This is a genomic window from Crossiella sp. SN42 (assembly GCF_023897065.1).
Taxonomy (GTDB): Bacteria; Actinomycetota; Actinomycetes; order Mycobacteriales; family Pseudonocardiaceae; genus Crossiella.
In genome coordinates this window covers 16,379-34,736 of record NZ_JAMHIV010000001.1, presented here as the reverse complement: position 1 = coordinate 34,736, position 18,358 = coordinate 16,379, and the positions used below count along the sequence as shown (strand labels likewise).

The 18,358-nt window shown below is 68.2% G+C and carries 14 protein-coding genes; 10 read left to right on the top strand and 4 right to left on the bottom strand.

The window, feature by feature from the left end; all coding sequences use genetic code 11:
* Positions 1-8 precede the first annotated feature (8 nt).
* A complete protein-coding gene (locus M8C13_RS00145) occupies positions 9-2,513 on the bottom strand; it encodes a chondroitinase-B domain-containing protein (RefSeq protein ID WP_252478322.1) in 2,505 nt (834 codons plus the stop codon).
* 189 nt (positions 2,514-2,702) lie between these two features.
* Here M8C13_RS00145 and M8C13_RS00140 point away from each other — a divergent pair, with 189 nt between their 5' ends.
* Positions 2,703-3,008, top strand: a complete 306-nt coding sequence (locus M8C13_RS00140; protein WP_252478321.1) for an STAS domain-containing protein — start codon at positions 2,703-2,705, stop codon at positions 3,006-3,008.
* 5 nt (positions 3,009-3,013) lie between these two features.
* On the opposite strand, the gene M8C13_RS00135 is transcribed toward M8C13_RS00140, so the two are convergent.
* The gene (locus tag M8C13_RS00135) at positions 3,014-3,613 is read right to left on the bottom strand and encodes a TetR/AcrR family transcriptional regulator (RefSeq protein ID WP_252478320.1); all 600 of its coding nucleotides are present in this window, start codon (positions 3,611-3,613) and stop codon (positions 3,014-3,016) included.
* A gap of 67 nt (positions 3,614-3,680) precedes the next feature.
* On the opposite strand from M8C13_RS00135, the gene M8C13_RS00130 reads away from it, so the two are divergent.
* From M8C13_RS00130 to M8C13_RS00115, 4 genes are all read left to right on the top strand, one after another.
* Positions 3,681-4,577, top strand: coding sequence for an SDR family NAD(P)-dependent oxidoreductase (locus tag M8C13_RS00130; RefSeq protein ID WP_252478319.1), 897 nt, complete (start codon positions 3,681-3,683; stop codon positions 4,575-4,577).
* 98 nt (positions 4,578-4,675) lie between these two features.
* Entirely contained in the window at positions 4,676-6,466 is a 1,791-nt protein-coding gene (gene ctaD, locus M8C13_RS00125) for a cytochrome c oxidase subunit I (protein WP_252478318.1), read from the top strand.
* 72 nt (positions 6,467-6,538) lie between these two features.
* The gene (locus tag M8C13_RS00120) at positions 6,539-6,847 is read left to right on the top strand and encodes a hypothetical protein (protein WP_252478317.1); all 309 of its coding nucleotides are present in this window, start codon (positions 6,539-6,541) and stop codon (positions 6,845-6,847) included.
* A 13-nt stretch (positions 6,848-6,860) separates the two neighbouring features.
* A complete protein-coding gene (locus M8C13_RS00115; protein ID WP_252478316.1) occupies positions 6,861-8,009 on the top strand; it encodes a lytic transglycosylase domain-containing protein in 1,149 nt (382 codons plus the stop codon).
* Between the two features lie 689 nt (positions 8,010-8,698).
* On the opposite strand, the gene M8C13_RS00110 is transcribed toward M8C13_RS00115, so the two are convergent.
* The gene (locus M8C13_RS00110) at positions 8,699-10,099 is read right to left on the bottom strand and encodes an amidase (protein WP_252478878.1); all 1,401 of its coding nucleotides are present in this window, start codon (positions 10,097-10,099) and stop codon (positions 8,699-8,701) included.
* Positions 10,100-10,278: 179 nt separating this feature from the next.
* Here M8C13_RS00110 and M8C13_RS00105 point away from each other — a divergent pair, with 179 nt between their 5' ends.
* The 5 genes from M8C13_RS00105 to M8C13_RS00085 all read left to right on the top strand — a co-directional run bounded on the left by M8C13_RS00105 (position 10,279) and on the right by M8C13_RS00085 (position 16,977).
* Complete coding sequence (locus M8C13_RS00105; RefSeq protein ID WP_252478315.1) at positions 10,279-10,443, top strand: hypothetical protein; 165 nt, start codon at positions 10,279-10,281, stop codon at positions 10,441-10,443.
* 94 nt (positions 10,444-10,537) lie between these two features.
* On the top strand, positions 10,538-11,692 hold the full coding sequence (locus M8C13_RS00100; RefSeq protein ID WP_252478314.1) for an SMI1/KNR4 family protein: 1,155 nt from the start codon (positions 10,538-10,540) through the stop codon (positions 11,690-11,692).
* 544 nt (positions 11,693-12,236) lie between these two features.
* Complete coding sequence (locus M8C13_RS00095; RefSeq protein WP_252478313.1) at positions 12,237-13,211, top strand: FadR/GntR family transcriptional regulator; 975 nt, start codon at positions 12,237-12,239, stop codon at positions 13,209-13,211.
* Positions 13,212-13,488: 277 nt separating this feature from the next.
* Positions 13,489-14,577 (top strand): enolase C-terminal domain-like protein, encoded by a 1,089-nt coding sequence (locus M8C13_RS00090; protein ID WP_252478312.1) that lies wholly within the window; start codon positions 13,489-13,491, stop codon positions 14,575-14,577.
* A gap of 78 nt (positions 14,578-14,655) precedes the next feature.
* Positions 14,656-16,977, top strand: coding sequence for a right-handed parallel beta-helix repeat-containing protein (locus M8C13_RS00085; protein WP_252478311.1), 2,322 nt, complete (start codon positions 14,656-14,658; stop codon positions 16,975-16,977).
* Positions 16,978-17,055: 78 nt separating this feature from the next.
* Here M8C13_RS00085 and M8C13_RS00080 read toward each other — a convergent pair whose 3' ends face one another.
* Positions 17,056-18,240 (bottom strand): MFS transporter, encoded by a 1,185-nt coding sequence (locus M8C13_RS00080; protein ID WP_252478310.1) that lies wholly within the window; start codon positions 18,238-18,240, stop codon positions 17,056-17,058.
* Positions 18,241-18,358: the final 118 nt, after the last annotated feature.

The window sequence follows — 18,358 nt, the reverse complement described above, 5'->3', positions numbered from 1 at the left end:
GCCCCGAGTTACGGGGCCTCGGGGCCGACCTGGGCCGCGGTCAGTGGGGTCCGGGTGACGGCGGCCGTGGACCGCTCGTCTGCTCCCACGTCCGCGACCCCGGTGCGGGCCTGGCCGTCCATGTCCTCGGTCAGGAACGGGTGACCGCCTGCGCCGGAGTCGATCGCCGGGCTCCCGTCACCGATCCGGAACACCGGCCCTTCCCGGACCAGCAGCGGATCGACCGAGCGGACCGCGCCCGCGGGCTTGCTGACACCGACGGTCGCCGAGCCGGTCGGCCAGGCGATGTTGCCGGTGTAGGTCAGGTTCACCGGCGCCTTGACCTCGTTGATCAGCTTGCCCTGGCTGCCGGTGACCACGTTGCCGGTGATCACCGAGTCCACCGGGGCGAGCTTGTAGTTGGCGCCGACCTCGATGTTGGATACGTTGCCGACGAAGGTGTTGTGCGCCACCGTCGCCCGGTAGACCCGCCAGTGCGCGTTCAGCGCGCCGGAGGTGTCCACGTCACCGCCGTCGAGTTGCAGCGCGGCGTCGTAGCCGGTGCCGGTCAGGCCCTCGAAGTAGTTGTTGTAGATCTTGTGGTCCTGGCCGTAGATCCGGATGCCGCCGGTGCCCGCCTTCCCGCCGCCGAAGAAGAAGTTGCCGTAGAAGGCGCCGCGGTTGCCGTGCCGGTGCGACAACGTGCCCTGCGAGGTGCGGAAGGTGTTGTGGCGCACGATGTTGTCGTTGCTCTTGACCGAGATGATCTCCGGGTCGCCGTCGCAGTTCTCGAACAGGTTCGACTCGACCACGGTGAAGCCGCTGGACTGGGAGATCTTGCTCCAGCCGACCCGGATCGCCTCCATCTCGTTCTCGGCGCGCGGGCCGATGTTGCGGAAGTGGTTGTGGTCGATCCGATCGTGTTGCGACTGCTGGGTTTCCGTGCCGTCGATGGTGATGAAGTTGCCCTGCTGGTGCTTCTCCTCGAACAGGTTGTGGTCGATCCGGTTGTGGTGGCTGTCCACTCCCTGGATGAGCACCCACTTCAGCGAGGAGCTCTCGGTGAGCCGGAAGTGGTTGCGGGTCAGCCGCACGTTGTTGGAGCCGGTGAGCTTCAGCGTGGCGCTGTTGGTCCAGCGCAGGCCTTCCACCGTCACGTAGGAGGAGTTCGCCACCTCCAGCTGACCGGCGTTGATCACCGCCTTGCCGCGGTTGGCCGCCACCACGGTGATCGGCTGGGCCGCGGTGCCGTGCTTGCCGGACAGCTTGCCGATGCTGTACTGGCCGTCCGCGAGCACGATCCGGTCCCCGGCCCGCGCCGCGCCGAAAGCGCTCTGCAACTGGGCCGAGTTGGCCACCGGCACGGTCCGGACGGGTCCGGGATCCCCGGTCCCGTCGTGGGCGACGGTCAGGCCGTAGACCTTCACCTCGCCGAAGTTGCCGTCCTCGCAGGGCGCGGAGTTCTCGCAGTTGGCCTGGGTGGACGCGCCTGCCTTGAAGTGGCCGCCGGTGAACGCCTTGGCCAGCGTGGCCTTCAGCTCGCCGTTGTAGTAGGCCTTGATCTGGTCGCCGCCGACCACGAACTTGGCCTGGAACCTGGTGCCCAGCTGGTAGTTGTCGGTGATCAGCGTGTGCTTGTTGTTGCCGTCGGTGAGGTAGAGCTTGCTGCCCTCCAACCGGAAGGCCGAGACCGCGTCGTTGGCGTCGTGGATCTGCCCGGCGACCAGGTGGGGAATGTCCTTGGGCAGCGCGGTGATGGCCTGGTCGAGCACCATCGTGTGCGTGCCCGAGGTCGAGGACCAGCTGGCCTTGGTGCCAGGGCCGGTCGTCTCGCGCAGCTCGGCGCGCGGGTGGTTCGAGCCGCTGGTGGTGACCCCGTTGACCGCGGCCCGGAACTGCACCGCCTGGCAGTCCTCGGTGGCGCGGAACCACGGGTCGGCCGAGTAGGTGGCCAGCGCGGGCTGCTCGACGTCGAGCGGCTTCCCGGGTTCCCCGATCGGCAGCCCGAGCTGCCAGTTCCGCAGGTCCAGCACGTCGGCCGGGTGGCGGCACTCACCACCGCCGCCGTCGGGCCCGTTGACGGTGGCCTCGGTGATGCTGGTCCAGTCGTTGACGGTGTTGCCGTGGCCGACCACGCGGACGTACCGCGCGGACCGGTCCGGGAAGTCGTGGTTCTGCGGCTGGAGGGTGCTGCCGCTGGTGGTGCGGCGGGGGAGCACCGTGGTCCAGGCCGAGCCGTCGTCGGAGAGCTGGACCTCGAAGGTGTCCTTCCTGGTGTCGCCCTTGTGCCAGGCCAGCGACACCGAGCCCACCGTCCGCGCCGAGCCCAGGTCGTAGCGGATCCACACCCCGTCGCCCTCGGCCGACCACCGGGTGTTCAGGTCCTTGTCCAGGGTGTTGGCCGCGACGTTGCCGTCATCGGCGCTCGCCACCACCCCCGCGACCGGCAACGGCGCCCCCTCGGCCGCCGCCACCGGACTGGCCAGCCCCGCCACCAGCACCGCGGCCGGCAACCCCAGCACAACCCGTCTCATCAAACCTCGCTCCCGTCACGCGCCACCGATGGTCGGTTCATCGCGGTAAGGGTCACGGGTCCGGGCGGGGACCGGTCCCGGACCGGCTGGCACGGTTCAGTGCCGCGCGGACGGTAGTTCCCGGCCAGCCGGGCAATCCTCCAGTCCCGTACCACGGTCGCGGAGGCGAGGCCGATGCTGTCGATCACCATGACTCGATCCGCCACCGAGGGACCGACCGTGCTCACCCTCTCCGGCGTGCTCGACCCCGACGGCTCGGCCCGCCTGCTGGAGCGGGTCCGGCGGCTGATCGACGGCGGCTGCCGGCACCTGGTGCTCAACCTGGCCGGGGTGACCTTCTGCGACTCCAGCGGCATCAGCGCCCTGCTGCGCGCCAGGGCCAAGGCCGCGGAGGCGGAGTCCCGGGTGCGGCTCAGCACGCCGAGCCCTGCGCTGGAGCGGGCGCTGGCGCTCACCGGGATGACCTGGGTGTTCCAGGACTCGGTCGACCAGTGAGCGTCTCAGACCGCTTTCGGCAGTCCGCTGACCACGAGGTCCACGGTCGCGGCGAGGAACTCGTCGGTCACGGGCCGGCCGGTGACCAGGAACCGGAAGTACGGCGGGCCGAGCACGGCCTCGATCACGAACCCCGGGTCGACCGGGGCGATGTCGCCGCGCTGGACGGCCCGTTCGACGATCACGCCGTCCACGGCCAGCCGCTCGGTCCAGAACGCCCGGGCCATCTCGGCCAGGGAGGGCTCGTACGGGCTCAGCGTGATGCCGACCCGGACCATCGCCTGGACCTCCGCGGTGGACAGGTTGCGGATCGCGGCGGTCACCAGGGTCAGCAGGTCCTCTCGCAGCGAACCCGTCTCGGGGATGGGCACGTTGGCCGAGGCGCGCTCGCGGATCGCCTCCAGCATGAGCGCTTCCTTGCTGCCCCAGCGCCGGTACAGCGTCGTCTTGTTCACCCCGGCCCGTCTGGCGATGCCCTCCAGGCTCAGCCCGTGGAAGCCGACCTCGGCCAGCTCGGCGAGTCCGGCGTTGAGCACCGAGGCCCGGACCTGGGCGCTGCGGCCGCCCGGCCGGGTGCGTCGGGAGCTGACAGAACTCTCAGGCACCGGTTGACCTTAACCCGTGATCCCCGGCACTCTAAACGCAACCAATAGTTGCTTTTAGGGAGTGTGGATGAGCGCAGTTTCTCGCCGGACCGTGCTGGGTGGCGTCGCGGCCGCGGCCGGGCTCAGTGCCCTGGCCGGTCCGGCCGCGGCGGATGGACGAGGGAAGGGCAACGGGAAGTTCAGCGGGAAGGTCGTGCTGATCACCGGCGCGACCTCGGGGATCGGTGCCGCGACGGCGCACGCCTTCGCCGCCGCCGGGGCGAAGGTCGCCTTCTGCGGCCGGCGCGCGAACCTGGGCAGGCAGGTGGAGCGCGGCATCCGCGCGGCCGGGGGAGAGGCCACCTACACCGCGGCGGACGTGCGGGTGGCCGAGTCGGTGCGTCAGTTCGTGGACGCCGCCGTGCGGAAGTACGGACGGGTGGACATCGCGTTCAACAACGCGGGCGTGCAGATCAGCTCACCGCTGCACCAGGTCACGCTCGAGCAGTGGGACGAGGTGTTCGACACCAACGCGCGGGGCGTCTTCCTCGCGATGAAGTACCAGCTCCCGCACATGCTCAACCAGAAGAGCGGGCATATCATCGTCAACTCCTCCGTGGGCGCGATCGTCGGCCGCCCCAACCTGTCGACCTACCAGGCCACCAAGCAGGCGGTGCAGGCACTGGTGAAGTCGGCGGCGCTGGAGTACGGCACGCACGGGATCCGGGTCAACGCGATCCTGCCGGGCATCACCGACACCCCGATGATCCGTCCCCCCGGCTACGACGACGAGACCTGGCAACGGATGCTGACGATCCTGGGCCAGCTGAACGTGGACGGCCTGAAGAAGGTCGCCACACCCGACATGATCGCGCAGGCCGTGCTCGCGATGGCCGGTGACGAGCTCGGTTACCTGACCGGCGCGTCCGTGCCGGTCGACGGCGGACTCGCTGCGGGCAGGCCGTTGCAGCTGCCGCAGCAGTAGCCGGCGCGGGCCCGGCGGCGGCGATCGGACTTCGAGGTTCAAGAGGCGGCGGGTGGGTAGGTCTCGTCCAGAAACCCCGTCTGTGGAAGGGCTGTGCCATGACGGCGACCGACCGCCCGCCCGCCGCGCCTGCTCCCGTGCCGGTCCGGCCCGTGCACCGCCGGCCCCCGGGTTCGGCGCTGTTGAGCCTGCTGCGCACCACCGACCACAAGCAGATCGGCATCCTCTACCTGGTCGCCTCGTTCGGGTTCTTCCTCATCGGCGGGGTGATGGCGCTGCTCATGCGCGCCGAGCTGGGCCTGCCCGGCATGCAGTTCCTCTCCAGCGAGCAGTACAACCAGCTGTTCACCATGCACGGCACGGTGATGATGCTGCTCTACGCCACTCCGACGGTGTTCGGCTTCGCCAACTACGTGCTGCCGCTGCAGATCGGCTCGCCGGATGTGGCCTTCCCGAGGCTGAACGCCCTGTCCTTCTGGCTGTTCCTCACCGGCGGGCTGATCACCATCGGCGGGTTCCTCACCCCCGGCGGGGCGGCCGACTTCGGCTGGTTCGCCTACACCCCACTGTCGCTGGCCACCTACTCACCCGGGGTCGGCGGCAACCTGTGGGCGGTGGGCCTGATCATCAGTGGCCTGGGCACCATCCTGGGCGCGGTCAACATGATCACCACCGTGCTGTGCCTGCGCGCGCCCGGGATGACCATGTGGCGGATGCCGATCTTCACCTGGAACATCCTGTTCACCAGCATCCTGGTGCTGATGGCCTTCCCGATCTTCACCGCCGCCCTGTTCGGCCTGCTGTCCGACCGGCTGCTCGGCTCCCACGTCTTCGACCCCGCCAACGGCGGCTCGATCCTCTGGCAGCACCTGTTCTGGTTCTTCGGCCACCCCGAGGTCTACATCGTGGCGCTGCCGTTCTTCGGCATCGTCAGCGAGGTCATCCCGGTCTTCTCCCGCAAACCGCTCTTCGGCTACAAGGCGCTGGTGTGGGCCACCGTCGGCATCACCGGGCTGTCGGTGGTGGTCTGGGCGCACCACATGTACGCCACCGGCGCGGTGCTGCTGCCGTTCTTCGCCATCACCACCTTCCTCATCGCCATTCCCACCGGCATCAAGTTCTTCAACTGGATCGGCACCATGTGGCGCGGCCAGCTCAGCTTCGAGACCCCGATGCTGTTCTCCATCGGGTTCCTGGTGACCTTCCTGCTGGGCGGCCTCACCGGCATCCTGCTGGCCGCCCCGGCCATCGACTTCCACGTGCACGACACGTACTTCGTGGTCGCGCACTTCCACTACGTCCTCTTCGGCACGATCGTCTTCGCCACCTTCGCCGGGATCTACTTCTGGTTCCCCAAGATGACCGGCAGGCTGCTCGAGGAACGCCTGGGCAAACTGCACTTCTGGACCACCTTCCTCGGCTTCCACCTGACCTTCCTGATCCAGCACTGGCTCGGCTCGGCAGGCATGCCCCGCCGCTACGCCGACTACCTGCCGGCGGACGATTTCACCTGGATGCACGCGATCTCCACCATCGGCGCCTTCCTGCTGGGCGCCTCGGTGCTGCCCTTCCTGTGGAACGCCATGCGCAGCCACCGCTACGGCGAGGTGGTCACCGTCGACGACCCCTGGGGCCACGGCAACTCCCTGGAGTGGGCGACCTCCTGCCCACCGCCCCGGCACAACTTCACCGAGCTGCCCCGCATCCGCTCCGAACGCCCGGCCTTCGAGCTGCACTACCCGCACATGGTCGAACGGCTGCGCGCCGAGGCGCACGTGGGCGGCAGGCACCGGCAGCCGGACGCGCCGACCGCGCCGTCGGAGCTGGCCGCACACGGCACCCGCGCAGACGAGGAAGCGGTGAACCCGGACAACCCGAAGGAGCGCTGAGGCCAGGACGCGCGGCTGACCGGAAGCTGCCGCCCGCGCCGCGGCCCCAGCCGGCGACCCGATACTGGCCGCATGGGTGAGGGCGCGGATTTCACGGTTTCCGATCGCACGGCGATGGCCATGCTGACCGCCACCGGCCAGACCTTCGAGGCCACCTGGAGCCGGCACCGCAACGCCATCGCCGCCGGCGAGGCGGGCATCGGCTCGGGCCGGCTGGCCCAGGCCTTCCTCGGCAACTACCGGCCGGCGGAAGCGCCGCTCAAACGCTCCGCCGACGCGGTGCCGGGTATCTGCCAGCGCTGCGCCGACATCGGCGACCTCTCCGCCGAGGACTACACCGGCGCGGACCAGCAGGCCGCCCGCCGGTTCGACATCAGGTGAAGGGGGAGCAGCCATGGCGGTCCTGGAACCAGCGGACGAGTTCGGCCTGTGGCGGCGGGTCAAGCCGTTCACCGAGTGGCCGGACACCAACGAGGACACCGTCGGCGAACTGGCCGAGGGCTGGAAGGGCGCGCAGACGGCGCTGGACACCACCGTCACCGAAATCCGGACCGCGGGCGCCCGATCGCTGGCGGCGTGGCGCGACGACGGTGGGCAGAAGTACGCCGCGAAGCTGACCGGCACCCAGAAGATCGAGGGCCTCGGCTCCGGCATGGCCCGCATGGCCGGTCACGCCGAGCACTTCGGCGAGGTGGTCAGGACCAGCAAGCAGTCCATGGTCGACATGATCGAGACCTACGCCCCGTACTACGGCTTGATGTCCGCCTTCCCCGGCGCCGCCGCGGCAGGCATGCAGCTGCTGTTCGCCGGGATGATCGCCAACAACATGAACGGCATGCTGGACCGCAACGCCGCGCTGCTGGCCGCCCAGCGAATGGACGGCACCGCACCGATCTCCCCGGAACTCCAGGACATCCGGAACCTGGCCGGCCACCTGCCCGGTGGCAACGTCACCATCCCCCTGTTCGGCACCACGGAGGACTCCTACCGGGAGGCCTGGATCCGGGACAACCGCAACGTCATCCTCGCCGCCGCCAGCAAGTACGGCCTGCCGCCGGACCTGGTGGCCGGCATCGCCTGGCAGGAAGTGGCGGGCAAACCCGGCTGGGTCGACGACCTCGCGCTGAACTTCCGCCGCAACCACGAGGCACGCAGCCAGAGCACACCGGTCTTCGGGCAACCGCCCATCGACCAGAACGGCGATCGCGGATCGAACGCGACTTCCTTCGGCCCGATGTCCATCCAGATCCGCCGAGCCGCGGAAACCCTGGGCTACGACCTGGCGACCCTGACCAACGCACAGGAGGACCAGATCGTCTCCTCCCTCAAGGACACCAAGCAGAACATCTTCATCGCCGCCTCCCACCTGGCCGACCTGCGGCGGGAAGCCGGCTTCGGGGAACACCTGACCCCGGACAACTACCGGGAGATCGCCGCCCGGTACAACGGCGGCCCGTACTGGCAGGGCACCGGCGCGCAGAAGTACGGCGACATCTTCGTCAACAACCTGCCCAAGGCCCAGCGCGCGCTCTACGACCGGTGACCCCCGCCTCGGGCCGATGACCCGCCCAGTCCGCGCCGGGCGCGATCCGTGGATCGCCGCTTTCTGCCCCGCCGGCATCGCCATCGGGTTCAGACACATCACCCGCCCGGTCACCGGGTCGCTGTCAACCTCCTTGAGCCCTTCCAGGGCCCAGATTCCGCCCGGGAGCCGGCAGGCCGCACCGACGATCGCCACTGTCCCGACTGGATAACCCGGCAGATCGCCGATCAGCGGTACGCGGACCTCCGGTGGAGTAAATCGGATCGCGATCGGGTAGAAGGATCGTCCTGGCGTCACGCTGTTCTCCTTGTGCGTCAACGGTATTCAGCCTGGGAGTCCCCTTTGGACTTGAGGTGCGGGCAACGTGACTTCACCTCTGGACAACGGGATACAAGTGTGCGCCAGCCAAGCGACCTGGTTGGCAAAGCGGACAAACCGCGCGGCCGGCCGGTCCGGCTACCTGTGGAGATCCGTACATCCCTTGGCGGCTCCGCGGACATCCACCTCGCCCTCGAGCACGGCGACCCGAAGACCGCACGGCTCTTTCCCGGCCACCGTGGTGCTCGGCTCGGCCGCACTCGCGGAGTACGTGGCCGGCGCGGCCGACCTGCCGGATCTGCTGGTCCGGCACGAGGTGACCGTCGACGGCAGCCTTCTTCGCCGCCTTCGACCGGGAGATGGTGGTCTGGTCAGGCTCGCGGTTGCGGGCGCGGATCGACGGGGGTGAGCGGTCCGGTGCCGGCCTCGATCGCTGCCGCGGCGTCCAGGCAGAGGTCTTCGCGGAAGCGCGGTCCGATGATCTGCACTGCCTGCGGCAGTCCACCCTCGACGCCGACAGGAACGGTGACGGCGGGCAGCCCCAGAAGGTTGACGGTCACACTGATGCGGATGCAGTCCGGCCAGCCCGCCTGCCAGCGCGGGTCGAGGTCGGCTCCGGTCTCGAATGCCGGCCGGGTGCAGACCGGGGCGAGGATTAGCGGAGCCTGCCGCATCCAGGTGTGCCAGGCCCGTGCGATGGTTGCCCGTTCCATCATCGGGTCGAAGGCCGGAGTGCCCGCGGCCGCGGTCCAGGCGGGTTCGAATGTCTCCCAGAAGCGGGCGAACTCACCCGGAGCGACTGTGGCTACGGGAGGTTGGTGCTCGTGCACCCGGCCCCAGGCGGACATGATCTGGTGGTAGATCTCGCCGGCTCGCTCCAGCATGGGGGGCTGGCGCTCCTCGACGAGGTAGCCGGCGCCGGCGAGCACGCCCGCCGCCTGGCGCAGCGCGGCGGCCACCACGGGGTCAACCCGGCCTCCGGGATCGGTGACGACCGAGACCCGCACCGGTGCCGGGGCAGGAGGCCCTGCCAGTGGCACCGGTGCGTGCCACGGGTCGCCGCCTGATCGGCCGCACATGTGGGCGAAGGCCAGCCTCAGGTCCGCCACGTGCCGGGCGAGCGGTCCGTGCACGGCCAGCAGTTGGAATGCGAACGGAGCCGGCTGTGGTTGGCCATGGCCGCCGCTGTGCGACACCCGGCCCAGGGATGGTTTCAGCGCTGCCACTCCACAGCAGGCCGCGGGCCAGCGCAGTGACCCGGCGCCGTCGTTGCCCAGGCCCAGCGGTGTCATGCCGGAGGCGACCGCGGCGGCGTCGCCGCCGCTGGAACCGCCGGGAGTGTGCTGGGCCGACCACGGGTTGCGGGTGGCCCCCCAGAGGGTGTTGGCGGTGTGCCAGCGCATTCCGAACTCGGGCATGTTCGTCCGGCCGACCGGAATCGCGCCCGCGGCGCGGAGCTCCCCGACAGGTGTCGCGTCACCATGAGCCACCGCGTCCCGCAGTCCGGCGATGCCCAGGGTCGTCGCAGAGCCGGCCACATCGATGTTCTCCTTGACCGTCATCGGGACACCGCACAACGGCCCCGCCGGCTCACCCCGTCGCACCGCGGCGTCAGCCGCGTCCGCGGCCCGCAGCGCCTGCTCGGTCAGTACCAGGGTGACCGCGTTGAGCACCGGGTTGACCTGGTCAATCCGCTCAAGATGCGCGCGGATGACCTCATGCGCAGATGCCTCTCGGGCCTGGACCAGCCGGGCCAGCTCGCGGGCACTCATCGCCCACAGTTGCGTCACCGTATTTCTCCCCTGCTTGGAATCGGTGGAGTAGCGGTGGGAAAACTAGGGCGAGAAAACGGGAAGAAACAGTCTTGTCTTCTGGGCCGGCGTCAGCCGCCCGCGAAGCCGCCTCCGCCTTGACGGCTTCTTCCCACGGCTTCCGCGGTAGTTGACCGCTGTTGACGGCGCTTCCCCCGGGGGTAGTTGATCGTTGGCCGTGGTGCCTCGATATCGTTCCGCTGTATGGCAAGGTCAACAGCCCGCTGATGCTGGACGAGGTCGAAAACAAGGTCAAGAAGATGCTGAAAGATGGGCCGGTCCACCGCAGGGTCAAACCGATCTAGGGTATTGACCACTATATCCCGGAGTAGGTTGAAATCGAGGCTGGCGCGAAGAGTGGTGTAAACTGGTTCATTGTGCTTGCGAATTATGGAAGGGTTGCGGGTCAACGTGGCGGATGCTAGCTGTGAACTGGCCAGGCTGGTGTCGTGGCAGCGGACTTTCGGGACCTTCCAGAGCTGGCAAGCTGTGGAGCAGGCGCTGGCTGTCAGGCTTCCTGACGACTACAAGAGGTTCATGGCGAATTTCCCCTCGGGTACGTTTCGTGGGTTGATCGGTATCAACAATCCGATCGAGAGTGAGCCGGCATGGGTTAGCTTTCATTGGGAGTTCTTTGATACCTTGGATCGAGTCAGAGGATGGCGAGACCACGAACCTGAAAGGGTGCCGTACCCGATCTTCCCTGAGTCGGGTGGAGTGATCCCGTGGGGTGACACGAATGCTAATCATGAATTCTTTTGGCTTCCCCGGTCCGAAAATCCGGATGAGTGGAGTGTGGTGTTCTCCACTGCGGACTTCGAGCGGTGGGGCGAGTACCACGGAACTATGTCCGAGTTCGTTCTCGGCCTTGTTTCGGGTGACTTTCACACTGACCTGATCCGGTTTTCTGACGGTGTCGCTGGTCCATTGTTTGAGGCTACCGGCGTTGAGTTTTCCGCAGACGTACCGCGGCGGGAGCTCGCCACCTCTCCAGATCCGGATTACTGGGATCGTTCCTCACTGGTGCGGGAACTGCCGTGGGAAGACCATGTTCGGTCTGTCGATATCGTTTCCTATCTGCAGGGCGCGGGGAACGCTCGGCAGATTGACTGGACAGAAGTCGAAGATCGCCTTTCGGTAGTGTTGCCAACGGACTACAAGCGGTTCGTCGAGTCTGTTGGCGCCGGTGAGTTGTCGGGAATCAGAATTTTTTCGCCAACGACTTCGAATCGTGTGTTCAACCTGTATGACAATATCTCTCGGGTCCACGACTCCGTGGTCCGGGCACGTGCCGAGTCTCGTCTGTTCAGACTGCCTGTCTTTCCGGACGCTCGAGGGCTGCTAACCTGGGGTTCCTTCGCGGGCGATGGTGGCGAGTGGATCCTTGCTTGGGCTCCGGTGGGTGACGACCCGGATCGATGGCCGGTGATCGCGGTTCCGTTCGAGTTCGGTTCAATGAAGGTATTCTCGCGATCCATGTCCGAGGTGCTGCTGGGCTACCTTCGCCGCGAGTCCGGAGAAATCTCCATGCTGTCCGCCCCGGAGGGGGGATAGGGATGATGTCGGCGCACAATATTGCGGGCGATGCTCGCGGTTAGGTTTGTGACGACAGCTGTCCGGCTCTGATCGACCGACATGGGGTCGGGTGGATTTCGCTGCCGTCACAATCCAGATGATTGGCCGGTTGGCCGTCTTCGAGTGGGTAGGGGTTTAGACGAGATTGTTGCGACGTGCGGTCGTGACGGCCGTGGGGATGGCGGTAGGGGCGGGTGCCATCGCAGTACCGGCGACAGCGGTGCCGGTGGTCCCGGGATCCGCGCAGATCAGCTCGCGGGGCCTGAAGACAGGCGAGGAGCCCGGGGTCGGTGGAGCGCTGCTCCAGCCAAGGCCCCACCGTGGATGGCAGGCTCAAGCCCCGACCTGGCCGGATACTCACGGGTCAGCATCTCGCTCGCGGACCCGAAACGCATCCTCGGCCTGCCCCGGCCCTTCAACCCCAAGGAGGTCCTGGTGATTCCGGTGCCCGACCTGCGCGTGCGCGGCGTGCACGGGATTCCGGCCGCGGCTACCGGGGTCGCGGTCAACATCACCGCCCTGGATGCCACCAAGGAAAACCTGGCTGTCTGCCTGCACGCGCACCCTCGACAAGACCTCGACGCTGAACACGACCCGGCGAGCCCGTGTCGCCTTCCAGGTCGACGGATGCGAGTACGCCTTGTCCGCCACCGGATGCTGCGGAGTGCCGCACGAGGCCGACGATGTGGCGCGATGGAGGGCGGGCCGGGTGATGAGCCATACTCATCCGGTGGGTGCAACGGGTCACGGCAAGGTCGAGACGTTCGTGCCGGAGGGGGACGGGGATGCCGCCTACCGGCCGGGTTACTCCCGGGCGGCGGAGCGGATCCTGCAGTTCATCACCGAGCAGGGCTTCGTGCCGGGTGACCGGTTGCCCACCGAGGCGGGGTTCGCCGAGATCCTCGGGGTCAGCCGCACGATCACCCGGGACGCGCTGAAGACCCTCGCGGCCACCGGCCGGATCAGCACGCAGCGCGGGCGGGGCATCTTTGTCGCCGATCCGGCGGACGCGCCGGTGTCGCCGGTGGCCGGGTTCGTGCCGACTGACATCGCCCACATCATGGGCATGTTCGAGTTTCGTGGGGTGCAGGAACAGGCTGCGGCCGGCCTGGCCGCGAAGCGGGCTACGCCGGGCGAGCTGGTTGCCATGGACGACGCCCTCGAGGCGTATGCCCGGTCGCTGGAAGCCGCGGATCCGAGGGTGATGGCGGCCGCGGACGAGTCCTTCCACTGTGCCGTCGCCAGGGCTGCCCACAACGTGTTCTTGCTCGACTCGATCGCGACCGTTCAGAGTCTGCAACGGCGGGTGGTGGCGGAGGTGTTCGGCGGATTCAGCGGGGGTCCAGTGGCCACCGCTTTGGCGGAACACCGTCAGATCCTCGAGGCCGTCCGGCGCGGAGACGCCGAACAGGCAGGCGCTGCGGCCCTGGCGCACGTCGAGCGCACCCGCCTGAGCTACCAGGCGGAGATCAGGCGGCGAGTCTTCCGGTCCTCCTGACCGTTCCCGCCTCTCCCTGGATGTGCTCCAGCTGCGTCAAATGAAGCTGGTTAATAACTCGCTGTGGTCCAGCGCTTGCCGACGTGATGGCCCCACCTCGGTTCCACAAGGGCCGAAAGGCTTGATATGCGTCTTCCTGGTGCTCCCATTGCCGTGATCGCGTCCAAAATAGATCCTATTCATTGTGATAAATGCCTGGTAGGTTGTGCGCCGGACGCAAGATGTACCAGCTTCATTCATCGCAGATGCCGCCCCGCCCCGCCCGGACGGAGTCACCGTGCGCATCACCCACGTAGAAGCCTTCTCTGCCGACGTCGCCGCTCCGGATCCGCCCTTCCGATGGCGTGACGGGTTGCGCGGCGGGTCCGGGGGACAGGTCGGCATCATCCGCATCGGCACCGACACGGGTGCCACCGGTGTGGCGACCGCGCACAAGCCGGGCTCCGCCGTCGTTCTGCGGGACCTCGTCGACCGCGTGCTGCGCCCGGAACTGGTCGGCGCCGACCCGTTGCAGCGCGAGTGGCTGTGGGAGCGCCTCTGGAACGTCGACCGCAACGAGTACCTGCCCATCCACCTGCTCGGCGTCGTCGACACGGCGCTGTGGGACCTGGCCGGGCGGGTGCACGGCGCCCCGTGCTGGCAACTGCTCGGCGGCTACCGCACGAGCATCCCCGCGTACGCCTCGACCGTGACCTTCGATTCGATCGAGGAGTACCTCGACGTCGCGGACCAGTGTCTGGCGCTCGGCTATCCGGCCATCAAGCTGCACGCCTGGGGCGACCGCGATCGCGATACCCGGCTGATCCAGGCGCTGCGGGCGCACGTCGGTCCGGACGTCCCGTTGATGTACGACGGCTCCGCGGGGTTCGACCTCGCGGACGCCGTGCACGTCGGCCACGCCCTGACCGAGTGCGGCTACCTCTGGTACGAGGAACCGATCCGGGAGTACAGCATCACCGCATACCGGTGGCTCGCCGAGCGGGTCGGCGTGCCGCTCAACGTGGCCGAGACGATCCCCGGCGCGCATCTGAGCGCGGCCGATTTCCTTGCTTCCGGTTGCGCGACCTACGTCCGGACGAGTGCGGCCCTGCGCGGGGGAATGACCGGTGCGATGCGGATCGCGCATCTGGCGGACGCCTACCGGCTGCGCGCCGAGGTGCACGGCAACACCCTGTCGGCCCGGCACCTGTGCATGGCGATCGCCAACACCACTTACTACGAGTCCCTGGTGACCGCCAACCCCGTACGCAAGGAACCGGGCATCGAACCGGACGGCTCGGTCTTGGCACCCCGCGACCACGGGATCGGCCTCGCACCCGGGCCGGCCTATCCCGCCGCGCTGGGGGAGTACGTGTGCGCCCCATGACCGGCTGTCCACATCACCACCCTTCCGCAACCACCGAGCAAGGAGTGGAACGGTATGAACACAAGTAGGCGAGCGGCCGTGGCGACCGTCGCCGGAGTGGTACTGGCCACCGGCCTGGTGTCCACCGGGCCCGCGCAGGCGGCGCCGGCCTGCACCTTCTACGTCTCCGCGTCGGGCAGTGACGGTAACGCCGGAACCTCACCGGATCGCCCCTGGGCGAGCTTGGAACGGGCGCGGGACCACATCCGGCAGCGCGGGCTCAACAAGAACATGCGGGCCGACCTCGGCGTCTGTCTGCGCGGCGGCAGGCATACCCGGACGGCCACCTTCAACCTGGCCGAGGCGGACTCGGGTTCCAACGGGTTCAAGGTCGTCTACCGGGCGGCTCCGGGGGAGACGCCCATCATCGACGGTGGTAAGGCCGTCACGGGCTGGAACCGGGTGGCCGACCGGCCCTACTTCGTGGCCGATGTGCCGGAGCCGGCAGGCTACGCCGACTACTTCCGGCAGCTCTACGTCGGCGGCCAGCGGGCTCAGCTGGCGATGGGCAAGGGCATCGTGGGTAACGGCTTCTTCGATGAGGCATCGATCCCCAACCCGCCGGCCAACCCGGAGCGGCCGACCCGCTCCTACGACGGCGTGCAGTTCCCGGCGGCCAGCGTTCCGGCGTACACCAACGTCCGCGACATCCGGCTGCTGCACATCGCGATCGGCTTCAAGATCGACTACTTCCCGGTCGTGGACATCAGCACGAGCGGCGCCAACAAGCGGGTGCGCCTGGCGCAGCCGCACTTCCAGGCGCGGCTGAACCGCGACGACGGCTTCTCGCTGGACTACGACGACACCTTCTACGTGCTCAACGCGTTCGAGGAGCTGGACTCGCCCGGCGAGTGGTACCTGAACCGGGCGACGAACAAGGTGTACTACTACCCGCGGGCCGGAGAGGACGTCAACCGCGCCGGGGCGTACGTGCCGGTGGTGGAGACGCTGGTGAACGTGGCCGGGTCCAGCCCGTCCGCGAAGGCGAGTGCGATCGCCTTCGACGGCATCACCTTCGAGCACGGAAACTGGCTGCTGCCCCGCGACCGGTTCATCGGCGGCACGCAAGCGGAGGCGCAGTACGCGGACGATCCCTTCAAGGATCCGAACCACGACGGCTACGGCGGCGAGGTGCCCGGTCAGATCAAGCTGACCAACACCCGGGGCATCACCTTCAGCAACAACACCGTGCGCAAGATGGGCAACGGCGGACTGCAGCTGCTGACCGGAGCCGAGGACGTCACCGTCACCGGCAACACCTTCCATAACCTGACCGCCGCCGGGGTCATCGCAGGCCGGTGGATGGACGTGCACGTCGACGGCGCCCGGCGCACCAGGAACGTGAAGATCAGCAACAACGTCGTGACCGACATCGGTGACGACTTCTTCCCGGCGACCGGGATCAGCCTGATGAACACCTACAACGTGGCGGTCACCCACAACCTCGTCTACGACACCGCGTTCATGGGCTTCCACCAGCGCAAGGCGGAGGAGCTGAGCCTCCTCGACGGGGTGGACGGGATCGGCAAGACGACGTTCAGCCACAACGAGGTCTACAACGCCACGTCCAAGGCGTCCTGGGGGGTGCGCGACTCGGGCGCCGTCTACTCGTTCGGATCGTGGCCGGGCAGCGTGATCAGCCACAACTACGTGCACCACGGGACGTCGACCGCGAACTACTACAGCGACAACCAGAGTCACCAGACCCGCTGGGACTACAACGTCGGGCAGGGCGGGCGGTTCGACTTCTCCCCGCGTTACCGCAAGCCCCTGTCGGTGTACGCCTCGCACAACTACACCGACTTCGCCGACAACTGGCTCAGCGGGGCCATCTACGACGGCGACGGGCGACCGCACGTGGTGACCGGTGGCGCGTGGCCTGCCGAGGCGCGGACCATCATGAACCAGGCGGGCCTGGAACCGAAGTACGCCCCACTGCGGTGGAAGGTGCCCAGGGAGAACCTGGCCGACCACTCCACCCTGTCGCAGCGCAGTGACTGGGACAGCGGCCTCGGCAAGCTGTGGGACGGCGTCACCGAGACCGGCGAGGCCGCCTCCACGGCGAACGAGTCCTGGGTGCAGTTCGACCTCGGCGCCGACTACGAGCGGTTGTCCTTCACCATCCAGCAGGACAACTGCTGCACCTGGATGGCCACCGACTGGAAGGTGCAGCGGTGGAGTGCCGGCCAGAACGCCTGGCTCGACATCATGCCCTACCAGGCGATCAGCACGACGGCGCCGGTCGTCTACCGGCCGCCTGCCGACGTCGCCACCGCCAACATCCGGCTCTACGTGCGCAACAGCAACCAAGACGGGAGTGTCGGCGTGCAGGAGTTCAGCGCGACCGGCGTGCGGAAGTAGCGGCCTGAACAGCACGCGGCGGGCAGGCGCACCGAGCCGTGCGCCTGCCCGCCGCCGCGTGCCGATCGGGAACGGGAGTCAGGATCGTGCCGATAGGACGGACACGCCCCTGAGCATCGGCAGCACCAGCAGCGCGCAGCTGCCGCAGATCAGGCCGATCACCGGCCAGTCGACGCCCTGTTCGAGCAGCACCGCGGCCAGCGCGGTGGCGATCATCATGCCGCCGTACTGCGCCGAGCTGTTCAAGGCGAGCGCGGTACCACGAGCCTCCGGTCGAAGTTCGCTGACCAGCGCCGTCAGGCAGGGCTGGCCGACGCCGACCGCGGTGCCCCAGATGACGAACGCGATGATCACCGGCACCACGTGGTCGCCGATCAGCGGCACCGAGATGACACCCGCGGCGGCGACGAGCGCGGCGATCACCATCACCTTGCCCTTGCCGAAGCGGTCCGCGATCCGGCCGCCGAGCAGGGCGCCCGCCATGCTGCCCGCGCCGGAGCCCATGATCGTCAGACCGGTCTGCGCCTCGTTGAAGCCGAAGGTCTCGGAGTAGAACACGCCGATGTTGGAGAACATGCCGTAGAGCGCGGCGCTCCACAGCAGCGAGGCGACCAGCAGGAAGCGCAGCGCGGGCGTCTTCATCGCCGTCTTGACCAAGCCGAGGTACGCGCCGAGGACACCGGTCTTGATCCGCTGCTCCTGGTGGGGCGAGGTCATCGCCGGCAGCAGCACCAGCGCGGTCACCAGCGCCACCGCTGACACGCCGGCGATCAGGTAGAAGGTGGACCGCCAGTCGGTGAGGTGCGCCAGGTACGAGCCGAGGGGAGCGCCCAGCACCGAGGCACTGAGCAGGCCCGCGACCACCACCCCGATGGCCTTGCCGCGCTTCTCGAACGGGTAGGTGTCGGAGATCATCGCGTACACGCTCGGCATGATCATCGCCGCGCCGAGCCCAGAGACGGCGCGGACGACCAGCAGGAACGTGAAGCTGGTCCCGGCACCGGTGAGAGCGTTGCCCACGGCGAACACGGCGAGGCCGATCACGAGGACCGCCCGCCGGCCGATCCGGTCGGACATCGCCCCGAAGAAGGGCGCCCCCAGGGCGAACAGCAGGGCGTACATCGTCACGAGGAGGCCACCGAGCCGGGCCTCGGTCCCGGTGGACTGGGCGATTTCCGGAATCAGCGGCACCACCACCATGGCGTCGAAGCCGATCAGGAACGCGCTGACGACCGCGACGGTCATCAGCTTGCCAGGGCTCACGCCACGCTCTGTTTGCTCGCTCAACGAACAACCCCCCTGGGTGTCTCTTCGCTGGTAGACGCGGTGATTCCGCAACTTACGTACTTCGGGTACGGAAGTTACGTACCTCTGGTATGTT